A 16,031-nucleotide genomic window follows, 5' to 3' on the forward strand; every position below is an offset into this window, starting at 1 on the left:
CCATTGCACCAGAGTCGGCGGTGTGGATGTGGTCATTGTCGCTATCGTGCCAATTCTTCTTCTGTTGGCCGGGGGGAGCATCGTGCGTCGATGGTTTCTCCCGCACCCCGAGTTCTGGAGCGGCTTGTCGTGGATGACCTACTGGGTGTTCACCCCGGCCCTCTTCGTTGCCTCGATCTCTCGCGCCGATCTCGACGTGGTGCCGGTGGGCTCGCTGCTTGTCTGCCTGGTCGCGCCGATCGTCGTTGTCGCGGCGTCTGCACTTGCGCTCGGGCGAGCGATTCGAGCTGATGGGCCACAGGTGACATCGCTGGTCCAGGGTTCTATCCGTGTGAACACTTACATCGGGTTGATCTTTGCCTCCGCAGTTCACGGTGCGACCGGTGTTGCCGTGTTCGCCATTGCCAGCGCGATTGTTGTCCCGCTGGTGAACATCATCTGTGTGAGCGTTCTCTCCTCCTGCGGAAGGGTGGACGCGGCCGTGAGGAAGCCCCGGGTGTGGCGCGACCTCGCCTTCAACCCGCTCATCCTCTCGTGCCTCGCGGGGACCGGGCTCAACGTGCTCCAGGTGCCCTTGCCGACGGTGTTGAGTTCGTCGCTCACCCTGTTGTCAGCGCCCGCCCTCGCGGCGGGCACGCTCATCGCCGGCGCGGCATTGCGACTCACCTTCGAGCGGAGAGATCTCGTGGATGTGGCTCTTGCCAGTGCGCTGAAACTCGTTGCGCTGCCGCTAGGCGCCGGGGCCCTCGCGGCGTGGCTGGGCGTGTCTGGGGTCGAGCTGTTCGTCGTCGTTCTGATCTGTGCGGTGCCGACGGCGCCGAGTGCGTACATCCTCGCAACCAAGATGGGTGGTGACGCCCGGCTGATGGCGACGATCACAGGCGTGCAGACGGTGCTCTCGATTGTCTCGATTCCCGCGTTGCTTGCGTTCGTCGGGTCGTTCACGCCGACGGCGTGAATGACCCGACGAACGCGCCGCTGTCACATCACACTGAGCCGAAGTACTTCCGAGCCGCCGGTATGCGCCGGATCAAGAAGTGGTCGATGGCAAGGATCACCAGCACCGACAGGCCGAACAGCGGCAGGAAGAACCCGAGAGCGACTACTGCGACGAGCAGGATCCGATTGGCGACGATGGGCAACCGGGCGCGGGGGGGCGGCGAGTCCCGATGCATTTCCGCGGCGGCTCCACCACATCATCGGCGCTGAGACGCACATGAAGATCACGGCGAGGCAGAAGAGTGTTGTCAGGAGCATGTTGATCGGCCCGAACCGACGCCCCTCGTGGATGGCGATGCCGTTCGCGACGGTTTTGGATAGCAGCGAGAGATCGTCATAGCTGTAGACCTCGAGCGCATCCCCGCTGTACTGGTCGACGTGCACCGTCTTTTGCAGCGAGACATCGGACTCGGCCGGGTTGCCGTTGTTCGCCCACTGGTAGCCGTACACGCTGTACACGCCAGTCACACCCTCCGGGTACGTGACGAAGTACGGCTCCGGTGCTCCTTCTGCCCGCGCGGCGGCGGTTGCAGAGTCGATCGAGATCGGTGTTCCACTGCCTGTGCTGTTCGCGGTCGGAAGGTCCGCAATCTCCCAGCCGGCGGGGCTGGAGGATCCGTTGCTCGCCTCGATCTGCTCCTTCACCGTCGACTCCGCGCCGGGGTCGTCGCCCCAGAGCGAGTCAGACGAGCCGGAAGCGATGCTCGACGCGAGGTTGCCCCAGACCCCGGTCCACGGGAGGCCAGACACGACCAGCATGAGGATGCCGAGCCCGACGGGTAGCCCGACGATCGCGTGCGCTTGGCGAAGTCGAGAACCTTTGACTTTCTTGCGCACGGCGATGCTGCGGGGCCTTCGTCCGGTGAAGAAGAGGATGAACCCCGTGATCGTGAGGACGATGGCCCAGCTAGCGCCGAGCTCGACGATACGATCGCCGACCTCGCCGTCGCCCAGGAGGAGATCCCCATGAACGCGCTCGGCCCACGTTGAGACCAGGTCGTCCAGGTGTAGATCGCCCGTGATTGCTGCCGTGTAGGGATCGACGTAGACGTTTCGGCTCTCTGTGGCGTCCTCCGTAACGAAGACAGTCGCTCGGTCGCCGGAGTTGTCGGTGACCGAGAGGACCTCGCGATCCGGGAATGCTGCGCGCACGGCCGATTCCTGGTCGGATAGGGGGAGTCGATCAGCTTCGGTGGGAACGGTGACGGTGAGCACCCCGGGGTGCGTCCACGCGTCGACCTGGGCTCGGAACATGTAAGTCATACCCGAGACCGATAGTGCGAAGAGAACGGGGATCACGATGACTGCACCGTAGAAGTGCCATCTCCAGAAGGCGCCGAACCAATTCGTCCGGCGCCCAGGGGGCGCCGATGTCGACCTTGCGGCGTCGGCGGGCGGCGGTGGCGTCGATGCGGTTTCGGTCGTGGTCACGGCAGCTCCCTTGTGAACGTGGATTATCTCTACACAGTGTAGTAATAGACTGCCTGGGTGCTGACCTCTCCTTGGGACCTCATTCTCACCGCGCTTTTTGCTGCCACTGGTCTGTGGTGTGCGATCGACCTTGCGGCACATCGTGGGCAAGCGAGGCGTGCAGATGGTTCGCTCACGGAGCACACCGTCATCCACGTGAATCACCTGGTGATGAGCATCGCCATGATCTTGATGGTGTGGGTGCCCATGATCGATGCCGCCAACTGGGCTCAGGTCGCGATCTTCGCGATCTTCGCGGCAGCGTTGACTCCAGCCCTCGCCACCGGTGGTGTCGCGAACCGCGTGTCGGCACTCGGCCACATCACCATGAATGCGGCCATGATCTGGATGGTGCTGGCCATGCCGCTGCTGATGGCAGGGATGATCGTCGGTGGCGACGAATCCTCGGCGCATCATCATCACGGCGGTGATGACTCCGGATTGCCGACCAGCACGCCTGTGTGGGCCGATGTCGTGAACGGCATCTTCGTGATCGTCAGTGCATTGGCGGCACTGTGGTGGATCTTGGCTCTCCTTCGCCGGAACCGGCATTGGCACGATCTCTGCTACGCGGCGATGTCGGCGGGAATGGGGATCATGCTGGTGCTCATGAACGTCTGATCACACCTCGAGTTCGAGCACTGGGCTGAGCGACCGAGAGACGCAGACGTTGATCAGACCGCCGGAGATGTGTTCCTGTGCGGTCTGAGACGCATCCCGGTGGTCTGGGTTCCCGGACCTCACGGCCATCACGCACGACCCGCAATAGCCCTGACCGCACGAACGGTACGTCTCATAGCCGTGACGCTCGAGCACGTCCGCGATCGACTCATGAGACGAGATCGTCATCCGTTCGCCGGTCGATGTCGCCACGACGTCGAACGAGCTGTCGGCGTCACGAACGACGTTGCCCACGGTGAACTGCTCGCTCCGCACCTGATCATTGCCCCAGCCGGACGTCGATGCACGGCGTCGCGCGAGTTCGACGAACCCCTCTGGGCCGCACACGTAGATCATCCGGCGGCGGTCGGGGGCGCTCAACGCCGCGGGGGCGGCGGCGCGAAACGAGTCGCCCTGCTCGCTGAAGTGGGTGTGCAGTCGATCTGCCCACGGCCGCTCGAGAAGGTGTTCGCGAAGAGGCAACGCGGCTGCGGATCGCGCATACACGTGAAGCTCGAACTCCGCGTCGTTGGCGTGCAGAGTCTCGGCCATCGATACGAGGGGAGTGAGGCCGATCCCGCCGCCGAGCAGCAGAGCCGTCGTATCGGGGATCAGGCTGAACGTGTTTCGCGGTGGGGAGATCTGAAGCCGCGCGCCCGAAGAGACGTCATCATGAATGACGATAGAGCCGCCACGTCCTCGAGAATCGCGCCGAACGCAGATCAGATAGCTATCGCTCGCGCCCGGCGCGCCGATCAACGAATACTGGCGGGTCATGCCGTCGCCCAGATGGACGTCGATGTGCGCGCCGGCGCTGAAGGGGGCGAGCGGCTGGGGGCCGACGGGCTCGAGGCGGAGGAGCATGGTCGCCTCGGCGACGAGCGAGGTCGCGGTGACGCGGACGAGCTGTCGCTCCTCAATGGAGCGTTGCACGCGTTGCGTTCCCGCGTTTGTTCTGCGCGGGCGCCAGAGCGTCACGATCGAGTCCTCCCCTTCATGCCGGCGGGACCGTCGGCGTGATTAACTCTACGACATGCCGAGTTCCAGTGAGGTCGGAGCGGGGGTGGATGGTCCTAATTACTCTGCATCTTGTAGAGTAAAGGTGATTCGACTCCCAGGAAAGGCTCACCCATGCCCGTACAAAGATCTCGCGCAGCTGCGACCCTCGCCGCGGTCGTCGTGGCTGGCGTCCTCGCCGGTTGTTCCGCGGCCCCCGCTCCGACTGCCGAGGTCGAAGGGGACGCCCAAGCCGGAGGCTCGACGGCGTACCCGCTCACCGTCGACAACTGCGGATACGAGCAGACCTTCACCGAAAAGCCTTCCCGTGTCGTGCTTCTGAACAGCATGTCCGTTGCCGAGGTGGAAACTCTTATCCTGCTCGGGCTCGAGGACACGATCCTGGCGAACGCTCAGAACTATGGAATCTCCGATCACCCGGACATGGTCGAGAAAATCGACGCCCTTCCCACCGGTGACGTGGAGATGGCGGGCCTCTTCGAGATTCCCGCCGAGCAGCTCTTTGCGCTCAAGCCGGACCTGGTGATCGCGACTGCCTCTGGAGGATTCGATCCCAGCATGGGGCAGGCCTCGCGGGAAGAGCTGGCAGAGCTCGGCATCAATACGCTCGTCAGCCCCGCCAACTGCGCGATGGGCAAAGAGAATCCCACGGACGCCGAGATCGTGGCGCTGGAAGATGCCACCGTCGAGTCATCGTTCGAGTTCGTCACCCTGGTCGGCGATGTCTTTGATAAGCAGGCCGAAGCGGAAGCGCTCGTAACCGACCGTCGAGCTCGAATCGACGCGGTGTCGGCCGCGGTGGAGGGACTCGACAAGCCCAAGGCGCTCATCGTTGTTCCCTCGATGTCGATGATGATGCCGAGCGGCATGCCCGCCGTGTTCTTGGGCGGAATCTTCGATGACCTTCTCGCCCGGGCCGGAACCACGGGATCGCTCGACGGCATCGGGCTCGATCTCAGATCGTCCCTCAATATCAACCCGGAACATCTGTCATCTGCAGACGTAGATCTGCTTGTGATCGTGGGATTCATGCGGGACGAGGATCTCGATGCGGAGGCCGCAAAGCTGTTCGAAGAGTATCCAGAGTGGGACGCAGCCAAGACGAACAACTACGTCAGCGTTTCTGATGGGGTGTACGTGGGGCCGACGAACGCCGAGGCGATCGAGAAGATCGCGGAGGCCGCTCATCCTGACGCCTTCTAGCGCCGGGGCTGCGGGGTTTGCCCGGACGGCCAAGCCCCGCAGGTCGCTCGCCGCATGGCTGGTCTCGCTGGCGATCGCCACGGTAGTGGCCTCGGTTTTCGCCGTGATGATCGGGAGCGTGTACCTGAGCCCCTCGGTCGTCATCGGCACAGTCGTGGGAAATCTCACGGGCGACCTGAGCGCGGTAGATCCGCTGGACCAGAAGATCGTGTGGCAGCTGCGCGTTCCTCGTGTGCTCCTGGCGGGGGTCGTCGGAGCGGGCCTGTCGCTCGCTGGCGCTGCTCTGCAAGGGCTGCTGCGCAACCCCCTCGCCGACCCGTACATCATTGGGGTTTCGTCCGGCGCCTCCCTCGGCGCGGTGCTAGTAATGACCCTCGGCTCGGGGGCGCTCCTCGGCCTCACTACCTCGACCGCCGCCTTCGCGGGTGCGATCGCTGTCCTAGCTCTCGTGTACGCCTTCGCTCAACGCTCCGGTTCCTTCACCGACATGCGACTCGTGCTCTCGGGTGTCGCGTTGGGCTATGTGGCGATGTCCGGTACGAGTTTCGCGCAGCTGCACGCTGAGCCTGGAGAGATTCGCGGGATGCTGTTCTGGATGATGGGCAGCGTCGGCGGAGCGCGGTGGGAGACCTTGCTCATCCCCGCGGTCACGTTGGTGCTGGCGGGCGGATGGCTGCTCACGCAAGCGCGGGGCTTGAATGCGCTCGCCCTCGGAGATGACGACGCGGTTGCCGTGGGGGTGGATTTGCGGACCTTTCGGCTCGGTCTCCTTCTGACCTCAGCCGTGCTTACCGCTGTGGCAGTGAGCGTCGCGGGAGGAGTGGGGTTCGTCGGCTTGATCATCCCGCACGCGATGCGTCTGATCGTCGGAGCGGACTACCGGCGGCTGCTGCCGGTGACCGCGGTCGCCGGTGCGCTCTTTCTGATCATCGTCGATCTGATAGCCCGCACCATCGGAAGCCCCAACGAGTACCCGCTCACCATCTTCACTGCACTTATCGGCGGCCCTTTCTTCCTTTGGCTGATGCGATCCTCCGGCGGCCGATCGTGAGGGTGCGGCTGGAGAACCTCGGGATCAGCCTCGGTGGACACCGATTCATCGACGGGATGAACCTTGAGATCCCAGAAGGCTCCTTCACGGCGATCGTCGGTCCGAACGGCTCAGGGAAGTCCACCGTTCTGAGGGCCATGTACCGTGCGCTCACGCCCGACTCGGGGCAGGTGCTCATGGGGGAGACGGATGTCGCGACCATCAGACCTCGCGCGGCCGCACGGCTGCGCGCTGTGGTCACCCAACATCAAACGGCCAACGAATCCCTTCTTGTCCGTGACATCGTCGCCACCGGTCGTCATGCGCATCAGAAGTGGTACATGTCCGAATCTGCCGCAGACCGGGACATAGCTCGCAGAATGCTCTCGCAGTGCGGAGCCGGACACCTCCTCGACCGGCAGTACATCACGCTCTCCGGTGGCGAGCGGCAGCGTGTGTTGCTGGCGCGGGCCCTATCGCAAGACGCAGCCGTGCTTCTTCTCGATGAACCCACCAACCATCTCGATGTCACCGCGCAACACGAACTACTCGCGCTGCTCGACTCTGTCGCTCTGACGCGGATTGTTGTCCTCCATGACCTGGACCATGCGGTCGCCCACGCAGATCATCTGGTGGTCATGCATAAAGGGGAGATCCGTGCCGCGGGTCGTCCCGTGGAGGTGTTGACGACGGAGCTTACCGAAGAGGTGTTCGGATGCCGATCACGAGTGATAGAACATCCTCTGACCGGACGTTCGCTCGTCGTCACGGCGCCGCTTGACCGTTGAGCGCCGCCGCAAGGTATCGACCAGTGGCGCTGGCGGAAGAACTCGCCACCTGCTCGGGCGTGCCGCATACGACGATGTGTCCGCCGGATGTTCCTCCGCCAGGGCCCATGTCTATGACGTAGTCGGCGTTTGCGATCACGTCGAGGTCGTGCTCGATCACGATCACGGTGGCGCCCCTCGAGCGCAATCGCTCGAGCACGTCCAAGAGCACTCGCGTGTCGAGAGGATGCAATCCGATGCTGGGTTCATCGAGCACGAACAGAGTGTCAGATTGATTGCGGGAGAGCTCAGTGGCCAACTTGAGGCGCTGTGCTTCTCCGCCCGATAGTGCCGGAGTGTTCTCCCCGAGTGTGAGGTACCCGAGCCCTAGATCGATCAGCGTCTGCAGCTTGGTGCGGACTTTGGGTAGATCGGGAACCCGCTCCGCGGCCTGTCTAACGGTGAGCTCGAGCAGTTTCGGCAGTGAAAGCGCGTCGCCTCCTGCTGCAGGGCGGATGAGAGTGTGGGCGTGCGGTGAATACCGACTCCCGTGACAGTCGGGACAAGGGATGTCCACATCGGGCAGGAATTGCACGTCGAGCACGACATGTCCGGTGCCCTCGCACCTCGGGCAACGCAGCGACCCGGTGTTGTAAGAGAAGTCTGCCGCGGCGAGTCCTTTCGCCACTGCTTCGGGCATTGCAGCGTAAGCGCGCCGTAGCTCGTCGAGCACGCCGCTGTAGGTGGCGATGGTCGATCGAGCGTTCGTGCCTATGGGCGTGGAGTCGACGACGTTCACCCGTTGGATCCCTGGCGCCTCCACGGCGGCCACATGCTCGGGCAGGCTATGGGATTCGTACGCAGCGCGAAGCGCGGGGACGAGACTGTCGAGGACGAGAGTGGTCTTGCCCGACCCTGACATGCCCGTGACGGCCGTGATTCGTCCCAGGGGAACACTCGTGTCAAGGGCGTGAACTGTATGGATGGGAGTAGTGAGGAGAGTGATGCGCCCTCGGTCGAAAATGTTCTCCTCGGGGCTGCGTTGACGCACGACAACCGGTTCGCGACCAGACAGAAAACCGCCGATGAGAGATCTGCGATTCGCGCTCACGTCGGCCACAGTGCCAGAGGTGACGAGGGATCCTCCGTTCGTGCCCGAGCCCGGCCCGACCTCTATGATCCAGTCCGCTTCCCGGAGAATCTGTACGTCGTGGTCGACGAGGACGACCGAGTTTCCGTCTGAAAGCAGGTCGCGGATCACCCCGAGGAGGCCATCCACATTGGCTGGGTGCAGGCCCACCGAAGGTTCGTCGAGAACGTACAGCACCCCCGTCGTTTCGTTCCGCACTGCCCTCGCAAGTTGCACGCGTTGTCGCTCGCCGGTCGAGAGGCTGGAGCTGGTGCGGTCAAGCTGTAGGTAGCCGAGACCGAGTTCGATGAGCCGGCGCGCCATCTGCCCGTACTGATCAACGATGAGATGAGCCATGGGACGCATGTCCGCGGGGAGCGCGTCGGCGACAGTGGTTACCCAGCTGACGCTCTCGTCGAGACTCATCGCCGCGATCTCGGCGAGATCGAATCCGCCCACGTGCGTTCCGCGCGCTTCCTCACTGAGCCGGGTGCCGTGGCAGGTACTGCAGGTCTGGGTGGTGATGAACTTGTTAACCCGGGCGAGACCCTTCTCGCTGGTCGCATTGCTCAGAGCTTCCTGCACAGCGCGTCGCGCATTTCGATAGGTGAAGTCCAGCTCGAAGAGCTTGCCGTTCTTCGAACGGACCGCGATGTGCCGCTTAGCCTGCGGGCCGTTCATCACGATCTCTCGCTCGCTGCCGGTGAGCGCCGAGTATGGGACGTCAGTGCGCACCCCCATCTCTGCGACGACCTGCGGCATGACCGTGAGGCCGAACATGCTCCAGGCGACGACCGCGCCGTCGGCGATGGTCTTCGACATGTCCGGAACCAGCGCATCGTCATCGATCTCGCGCGCGACGCCGGTGCCGGAGCATGAGGGGCATGCGCCGCTCGAGTTGAACGCGAGCGACTCCGCTCCCGGTGGAGAGAAGGTCGCGTTGCACACGGGGCAGACCAGATCTCGGTTTGCGGCGACGTCAATGGTGGGACCGAGTCGATGTCCGTTGGGGCAGAGGTGCTCGCCGAGCCTGGAGAACATGATTCGCAGGACGTTGAGCAACTCCGTGGACGTGCCGAACGTTGAACGAACGCCGGGAACGCTGGGCCGTTGACGAAGCGCCAGTGCCGCGGGCACGTGCCGCACGGAATCCACGGACGCTCGTGCTGCGTGGGACATTCGCCGCCGGGTGTAGGTAGACAAGGCTTCGATGTAGCGGCGCGACCCCTCCGCGTACAGGACACCCATTGCCAGCGAGGATTTTCCTGATCCCGAGACGCCGGCGATTGCCACCATCTGTCGTAGGGGAACATCCACATCGATGTTCTTCAGGTTGTGGACGCGGGCGCCACGTATCTCGGTGACCATCGGAAGGTCGGGGTCCTGGCGCGGTGCGTGCTCGATCATCGAAATGTACCGCACCGAGTGCTAGTGGCCTACGGGCGGCTCGATGATGGAGTCTTCTGGCTTCCGGATCAACATCGCCCCAGCGATCAGAGGAAGAGACGCAACGGCGGCCAGCGTAAACGCGGCTTGCGCGCCCGACGCACTTGCAGCCAACGCGCTCGCCCCCCTAGAGACCTCGCTCGCGGAGACCGCCGACATGATGGTGATCATCAACGCGATTCCGGCTGCGCCGGACACTTGCTGAACGGTGCCGAGCACTGCGGATCCGTGCGAGTAGAACTGTGGGCTCAGAGATCCGAGGGAAGCAGTGAACAAGGGGGTGAACGATAGCGCGAGACCCATGGACAGCACAGTCTGCACGACGGCGATAGCCCATACCGGTGTGAACTCATCGAAGGTCGTGAAGATCCAGAGCATCGCACTCGCGATGACTGCACCCGGTATCAGCAGAGTCCTCGTACCCCGTGCATCGTAAACCCGCCCGATGAACGGTCCGGCAAGTCCCATCGCAAGTGCGCCAGGAAGGACGACGAGCCCCGTCTCGAGCGCCGAACTCCCGAGAACTGTCTGCATATAGAGGGGAAGCACCGTGATGGTGCCGAAGAAGCCGAGCGCCAGCAGCCCCATCTGAGCGATGGAGAGAGAGAAGTTCGCGGACCGGAACACGCTGAGGTCGAGCAGGGCGTCGTTCGTGCGCTGCAGCCTGATCTGTCGCCACCCGAACAAGCCGAGCGCGATGGCGCCGATGCCGAACGATGCGATGAGCGTGAAGGTCGCCACTGAGTTAGCGGCCATGTCCTCTATGGCGCCTTCGCCATGCGCCGTCGATCCACCAACCTGGCTGAGGCCGAACACGAGCCCACCAAATCCCAGAGCGGAGAGAACCACCGAAAGCACGTCGATGTGCACCTTGGAGGTCTCGCCAACATTGTGAATCCATCGCGCGCCGACCACCAGTGCAACGATGGCGATGGGCAGTACCACGCCGAATATCCAGCGCCAACCGGCCGTATCGAGGAGCAGCCCGGACATTGTCGGGCCGATAGCGGGAGCTAGAGACATGACGATGCTGACGCGTCCCATCATCCGACCTCGAGTAGAGGTGGGAACCAATCGCATGATCGTGGTCATGAGGAGTGGCATCATGATCGCCGTACCGGATGCCTGCACTACTCGTGCCACGAGGAGCACCTCGAATCCGGGCGAGACTACGGCAATCAGCGTGCCCAGAGTGAAGAGGCCCATCGCCAGGACGAAAACGGAGCGCGTCGTGATGCGCTGGAGTAGGAATCCCGTTGTGGGGATGACCACCGCCATCGTCAGCATGTAGGCGGTGGTCAACCACTGTGCAGCGACCGCGGTGATGCCCAGGTCGTCGATGAGATGCGGAATCGCGACACCCATCGTCGTCTCGTTGAGAATCGCAACGAAAGCCGCTCCGAGCAACAGCCAGATGACGCGGTTGCTCTCGGAGGTCACGCCACTTCCGGCGTCTTTCTGGGTTACATCCACGGCCTCTACCTGTCCTTGAGAGGCGACGATCCACGAGAACGCTCCGAGCTAGCTGCCGGAAATCCGTGGTTCGTCATCTCCGGTCTGCAATGCGCGAACGGGTGTCCGCCGATCCAGATTATTCTACAAGGCGTAGAGGTGAGTCGGATGCGGAGTTCGTTGTAGACGGTCGTGTCTCGTCGAGGAACGCGCGTTCGATCCACGGCGGACTCGGGCAGATGCTGCCACGGTGAGACTTCGATTCCTGGGCTGATGTCGAAGCTCATCACATGCCGCTGCGTCGTTGATCGTGGGTAAAGAGTGAGAAAGTTCGGCGAAAGATCGCCCCGATTGAGGTGCGCACCTGAAAGGTCAGGAACCGCGGAATGACAAGGAAGCTGTGCTCGAGGGTGCCGCTGGAAGGTGCTCCTTGGTGGGTTCAAATCCCACCGTCACCGCCACCACGAAGGCCCCGAATCCTCACGGATTCGGGGCCTTCGTCATTCTTGTGCGACGTCGCGGTGCCCCGGCGACGTGTCGAGCTCGGCGCAGAACCAGCGCCCCATCCCCGCCCGGTCAGCCCACCCGCGGTTGCTGCTGCGTGATGCAGTGGATGCCGCCGCCGCGGGCGAAGATCGCACGCGCGTCGACCGTGACCACCCGCCGCCCGGGGTACGCGTCGGCCATGATCTCGACGGCGCGCGCGTCGGTGGCCTCGTCGCCGAAGCCGCACAGCACGACGCCGTCGTTGGTGACGAGGTGGTTGATGTAGCTCCAGTCGACCCACCCGTGGTCGTCGCGCAGCGTGGTCGGCGCGGGCACCCCGGTGATCGCGACGGTGCGACCGAGTCGCGCGAAGGCGGTCTCGAGCTCGCCGCGGATGAGGCGTGAGACCTTGAAGTCGGGGTGCGCGGCGTCGGTCTGCTCGTGCAGCAGTACGTGCTCGGGCGAGGCGAAGGTCGCGACGATGTCGACGTGGCCGTTGGTGCCCAGGTCGTCGTAGTCGCGGGTGAGGCCGCGCGAGAGCCAGATGGCGTCGGTCGCACCGAGGGTGCGCGCCATTTCGGCCTCGACGCGGGCGCGGTCGGCGTGGGGGTTGCGGCGGGGGTCGAGCTGCACGGTCTCGGTGAGCAGCACGGTGCCGGTGCCGTCGACGTGCAGTCCGCCGCCCTCGGCCACCAGCAGCGAGTCGATGCGTTCGGCGCCCAGATGCTCGGCGACGACGCGGGCGATGCCGGCCGAGGTCTGCCACTCGGCCCAGTCGGGGGCGCCCCACCCGTTGAAGATCCAGTCGACGGCGCCGAGGACTCCCGGGCGGTCGGGGTCGACGACGAAGGTCGGTCCGATGTCGCGCATCCAGAACTCGTCGAGCGGGGCCTCGACGATCTCGATCGACGAGTCGAGCATGCGGCGGGCGCGGGCCATCTCGGTGGGGTCGACGACCATGCTCACCGGTTCGAACTCGGCGACGGCGTGGGCGACGTCGGTCCAGGCGCGGTAGCCCTCTTCACGCGTCTCGGCGCCCTCGCCGAGGGTGATGCCCTCGCGGGGGAACGCCATCCACGTGCGCTCGTGCGGGGCGGATTCAGCGGGCATGCGCCACATGTCGTGCTCCTTGGTCGGTCGGGTCGGGTCGCGCGGGTCGCGCGGAGGGGTCGGTCAGAAACCGGTGGTCAGCACGCGATCCAGGGCGTCGACGAAGACGTCTACCGAGGCGCGCGTGATGACCAGCGGCGGCTTGATCTTGAGGACGTTCTGGAAGTCGCCGGTGGGTTGCATGATGACGCCGAGCTCGAGCAGGCGATCGCAGATGGCGGCGGTTTCGGCCGAAGCGGGCTCGAGGGTCTCGCGGTCGCGCACGAACTCCACGCCCAGGTACAGCCCCGAGCCGTGCACGGTGCCGATGATCGGGTGGGTCTGGGCGAGTTCTTCCAGGCGGCCCTTGAGGTGCGCGCCGACGACGCGCGCGTTCTCTTGCAGGCCCTCCCGCTCGATGACGTCGAGCACGGCCAGGCCGATCGCCGATGAGACGGGGGAGCCGCCGGTGGATGAGAAGAAGTACCCCTGCGTGCGGTAGCGGTCGGCGATCTCGCGGCGCGTGATGACCGCCCCGAGCGGGTGCCCGCCGCCGATCGACTTCGCCACCGCGACGATGTCGGGTACGGCGCCCTGCTGCTGGAAGCCCCAGAACCACTCGCCCAGGCGGCCGAAGCCCACCTGCACCTCGTCGGCGATCGCGAGGCCGCCGTGGCGACGGATCGCGGCGTAGACGTCGGTGAGGTACCCCTCGGGCAGGGCCACGCCGCCGGCGTTGCCGAAGTACGTCTCGGCGATGAATCCCGCGGGCGCGCGACCGGATGCCGCGAGCTCGTCGATGACGGCGACGGCCTCGGGGGCGTAGTTCTCGGCATCCGTCCCCCGGTGCCGGCCGCGGTACGAGTTGGCCGCGTCGACGGTGTGCACCCACGCGGGGCGCGTGTCGAGGGCGAAGGGGTTGTCGGCGACCGAGGTCGACACCGCATCGCTGGCGTAGGTCCAGCCGTGGTACGCCTCGCGCATCGCGACGATGTCGGGGCGGCCGGTCGCCGCCATCGCGAGGCGGAGGGCGAGGTCGGTGGCCTCGGAGCCGGAGTTGACGAGGAACACCGTGTCGAATCCGTCGGGCAGCGTCGCCGCCAGGCGGTCGGCGTAGTCGGTGATCGCGCGGTAGTGGAAGCGCGAGTTGGTGTTGAGCAGGCGCATCTGCCGCGAGCCCGCTTCGACGACGTGCGGGTGGGCGTGGCCCACCGATGCGACGTTGTTCACCATGTCGAGGTACACGCGTCCGTCGACGTCGATGAGGTGTTCGCGCCAGCCGCGCTCGATGCGCGGGGGAGCGGAGTAGTAGTGCTCCTGCACCTCGGCGAGCACCTCGTGCCGCCGGGCGAGCACGTCGTCGTCGGCTGGGATCGTGGTGGGGATGCCGAGGGCCTCGCCGGGGTCGCCGACGACGTTCCGCCATGCCGCGGCGAGGGCGGGCGAGACGCGCGCGGGCGGCACGGCGCCGTCGGCTGCACGCCGGACGACGAGGCGGGTGCGCGCGGGCAGGATTCCGGATGCCGAGTCCTCGGGCACCCCGCTGACGATCACCGTCTCGTCGCCCGAGGTCCAGGTGAGCGTGTCGCCGTCGACGGTGATCTCACCGGGGGCGAGCGGGGTCGGCTCGGCGAGCCAGAGCGTGACGCCCGTCGGGATGGTCGCCGTCGTCGACGGCAGGGGGGCGACGGTGCCGGTGAGCTGCGCGCGCCCGGCGGGCACGGTGACCATCGCGGCACCGGCGTCGAGGGCGTCGACGGCCGCGGCATCCAGCGTCGACGGATCGAGCCAGGCTCCCGCGTCGTTCAGGGGCGATTCGGTCGAGGCGTCGAGTTCCACGCGCGGCGAGGCGAAGGGCAGCAGGGTTTGCCCCGTCCAGCCGCGCGCGTCGAGCGCGGGGCGACCAAGGGCGGCGCGCGTCACGGCGGTGATCACCGGGAGGGGGACCGATGCCGCCTGCACGAGGATGCGGAACTCGCGGTCGAGTCCGTCGGTGGCGTAGGCGTTCCCGTCGTCGAGGCGCACCTGGGCGCGGCCGCTGAGCACGAGCACGGCGCCGCGCAAAATGACGAGCGGCCAGAGCGCCGTGATCTCGTCGTCGGTGAGATCGCGCAGCTCGTCGAACGCGCGGATGGCGGGGAGCGCCGACTCGGGGGAGGCGCCGTCGTGGTGCAGCACCGACGACACGGTCGTGGCGATCTCACCCACGCGCCACGACGTGCACACGTCGCCGAAGTCGATGACCGCGTCGGGCACGACCGTGCCGTCGGCGCGCAGCACGTTGTCGTCGGTGACGTCGAAGTGCCCGGCCTGCACCGGCAGGGCGTCGGCCACCGGGGCCAGCGCCGCACGGGCGGCGTCGGACGCCCGCTGCACGACGCCCCGCACCTCGGTGTCGGGTTCGAGGGGGAGCAGCGTGTCGATGACGCGACCGGCGTGCCGCAGGTCCCACTGCAGCACCCGGCCGCTGGCGGGGTGGGTGAAGTCGGCGAGCGAAAGGCTCACGGCGCCCGAGAGCGCGCCCAGCGCCGCGACGACGGTGGGGGAGAGGTACCCGGAGCCGTTCAGGGTGCGGCCCGAGATGTTCTCGATCACGCGGGCATGGATGCGGCCCTGCGACGACTCCCACCAGGCGGACAGGACGCCGCGCGGACCCTCGACGATCCGGGGGATGCGCACGTGCGGGCTGCGCTCGGCCACGAGGGCGGCCGCGGCGTCCTGCATGTCGATCTCGGCCGCGCTGAAGACGGGGTTGCTGAGCTTCAACACGCCCAGCGGATCGCTCTCGCCCCGGGGGAACACGCGGAAGTTCTGATCCTGCTGGCTGCCGAGGGCGTGCACGTCGATCTCGACGCCGAAGACGTCGGCGAACAGGCGGCGCACCTCGTCGTCGGACAGCGTGGGCGTGGGCAGATCGACCTGCGAGAAGTAGTCGAAGACGGCGGTCGTGTCGGTGGTCATGTCGATTCCTCGGAGACTCGGGATGTCAGAGAGAGGCGTGCGGGGTGGTCGCGACGGCGCCGGCGACGGCGCCCGCCGCGTCGCGGGCGACGACGACGACGAGCGGACCGGTGGGGGCGACCCATTCGCTCACGGCCTCACCGTAGGCGCCGGGGGTCACCTCGGTCGAGCCGCTCACGCGGTCGCCCTCGCGGCTCGTCTCGACGCGGATGCCGTCGACGTAGGCGACCACGTCGGCGGCGGGGCCCCCGCTCACGATCGCGGTGAAGCGCACGAGCGTGCCGTCGAGCGAGACCTCGTCGACGCGCAGCGAGAGCGCGCC

General features: G+C 65.9%; 11 protein-coding genes. 5 read left to right on the top strand and 6 right to left on the bottom strand.

From position 1 onward, the window contains the following. The first annotated feature begins 22 nt into the window (after positions 1–22). Complete coding sequence (locus IFU19_RS07685) at positions 23–958, top strand: AEC family transporter (protein ID WP_191916765.1); 936 nt, start codon at positions 23–25, stop codon at positions 956–958. A gap of 23 nt (positions 959–981) precedes the next feature. On the opposite strand, the gene IFU19_RS07690 is transcribed toward IFU19_RS07685, so the two are convergent. Continuing rightward, positions 982–2,430, bottom strand: a complete 1,449-nt coding sequence (locus IFU19_RS07690) for a PepSY domain-containing protein (RefSeq protein WP_192013376.1) — start codon at positions 2,428–2,430, stop codon at positions 982–984. Between the two features lie 57 nt (positions 2,431–2,487). Here IFU19_RS07690 and IFU19_RS07695 point away from each other — a divergent pair, with 57 nt between their 5' ends. Further along, on the top strand, positions 2,488–3,090 hold the full coding sequence (locus IFU19_RS07695; protein ID WP_191916767.1) for a DUF5134 domain-containing protein: 603 nt from the start codon (positions 2,488–2,490) through the stop codon (positions 3,088–3,090). Here IFU19_RS07695 and IFU19_RS17010 read toward each other — a convergent pair whose 3' ends face one another. Further along, positions 3,091–4,107, bottom strand: coding sequence for a 2Fe-2S iron-sulfur cluster-binding protein (locus IFU19_RS17010; RefSeq protein WP_192013377.1), 1,017 nt, complete (start codon positions 4,105–4,107; stop codon positions 3,091–3,093). Positions 4,108–4,260: 153 nt separating this feature from the next. Between IFU19_RS17010 and IFU19_RS07705 the strand changes: the two genes are divergently transcribed. The 3 genes from IFU19_RS07705 to IFU19_RS07715 all read left to right on the top strand — a co-directional run bounded on the left by IFU19_RS07705 (position 4,261) and on the right by IFU19_RS07715 (position 7,167). Further along, positions 4,261–5,349, top strand: coding sequence for an ABC transporter substrate-binding protein (locus IFU19_RS07705; RefSeq protein ID WP_191916831.1), 1,089 nt, complete (start codon positions 4,261–4,263; stop codon positions 5,347–5,349). Between the two features lie 85 nt (positions 5,350–5,434). Continuing rightward, entirely contained in the window at positions 5,435–6,400 is a 966-nt protein-coding gene (locus IFU19_RS07710) for a FecCD family ABC transporter permease (protein ID WP_441004771.1), read from the top strand. 2 nt (positions 6,401–6,402) lie between these two features. Next, positions 6,403–7,167 carry an ATP-binding cassette domain-containing protein gene (locus IFU19_RS07715; protein ID WP_191916833.1) on the top strand — a complete coding sequence of 255 codons (765 nt, stop codon included), beginning with the start codon at positions 6,403–6,405 and terminating at the stop codon, positions 7,165–7,167. Here the strand turns inward: IFU19_RS07715 and IFU19_RS07720 are convergent. The 4 genes from IFU19_RS07720 to IFU19_RS07735 all read right to left on the bottom strand — a co-directional run bounded on the left by IFU19_RS07720 (position 7,145) and on the right by IFU19_RS07735 (position 15,709). After that, positions 7,145–9,682, bottom strand: a complete 2,538-nt coding sequence (locus IFU19_RS07720) for an excinuclease ABC subunit UvrA (RefSeq protein WP_192013378.1) — start codon at positions 9,680–9,682, stop codon at positions 7,145–7,147. The two genes, IFU19_RS07715 and IFU19_RS07720, sit on opposite strands and share 23 nt — an antisense overlap. Positions 9,683–9,703: 21 nt before the next feature. Continuing rightward, complete coding sequence (locus IFU19_RS07725; protein ID WP_342343392.1) at positions 9,704–11,194, bottom strand: MDR family MFS transporter; 1,491 nt, start codon at positions 11,192–11,194, stop codon at positions 9,704–9,706. Positions 11,195–11,749: 555 nt separating this feature from the next. Continuing rightward, positions 11,750–12,769 (bottom strand): agmatine deiminase family protein, encoded by a 1,020-nt coding sequence (locus IFU19_RS07730; RefSeq protein WP_191916416.1) that lies wholly within the window; start codon positions 12,767–12,769, stop codon positions 11,750–11,752. 63 nt (positions 12,770–12,832) lie between these two features. Then, a complete protein-coding gene (locus IFU19_RS07735; RefSeq protein WP_192013379.1) occupies positions 12,833–15,709 on the bottom strand; it encodes an aminotransferase in 2,877 nt (958 codons plus the stop codon). Between the last annotated feature and the right edge of the window lie 322 nt (positions 15,710–16,031).

The organism is Microbacterium sp. CFBP 8794, from assembly GCF_014841235.1.
GTDB lineage: Bacteria > Actinomycetota > Actinomycetes > Actinomycetales > Microbacteriaceae > Microbacterium.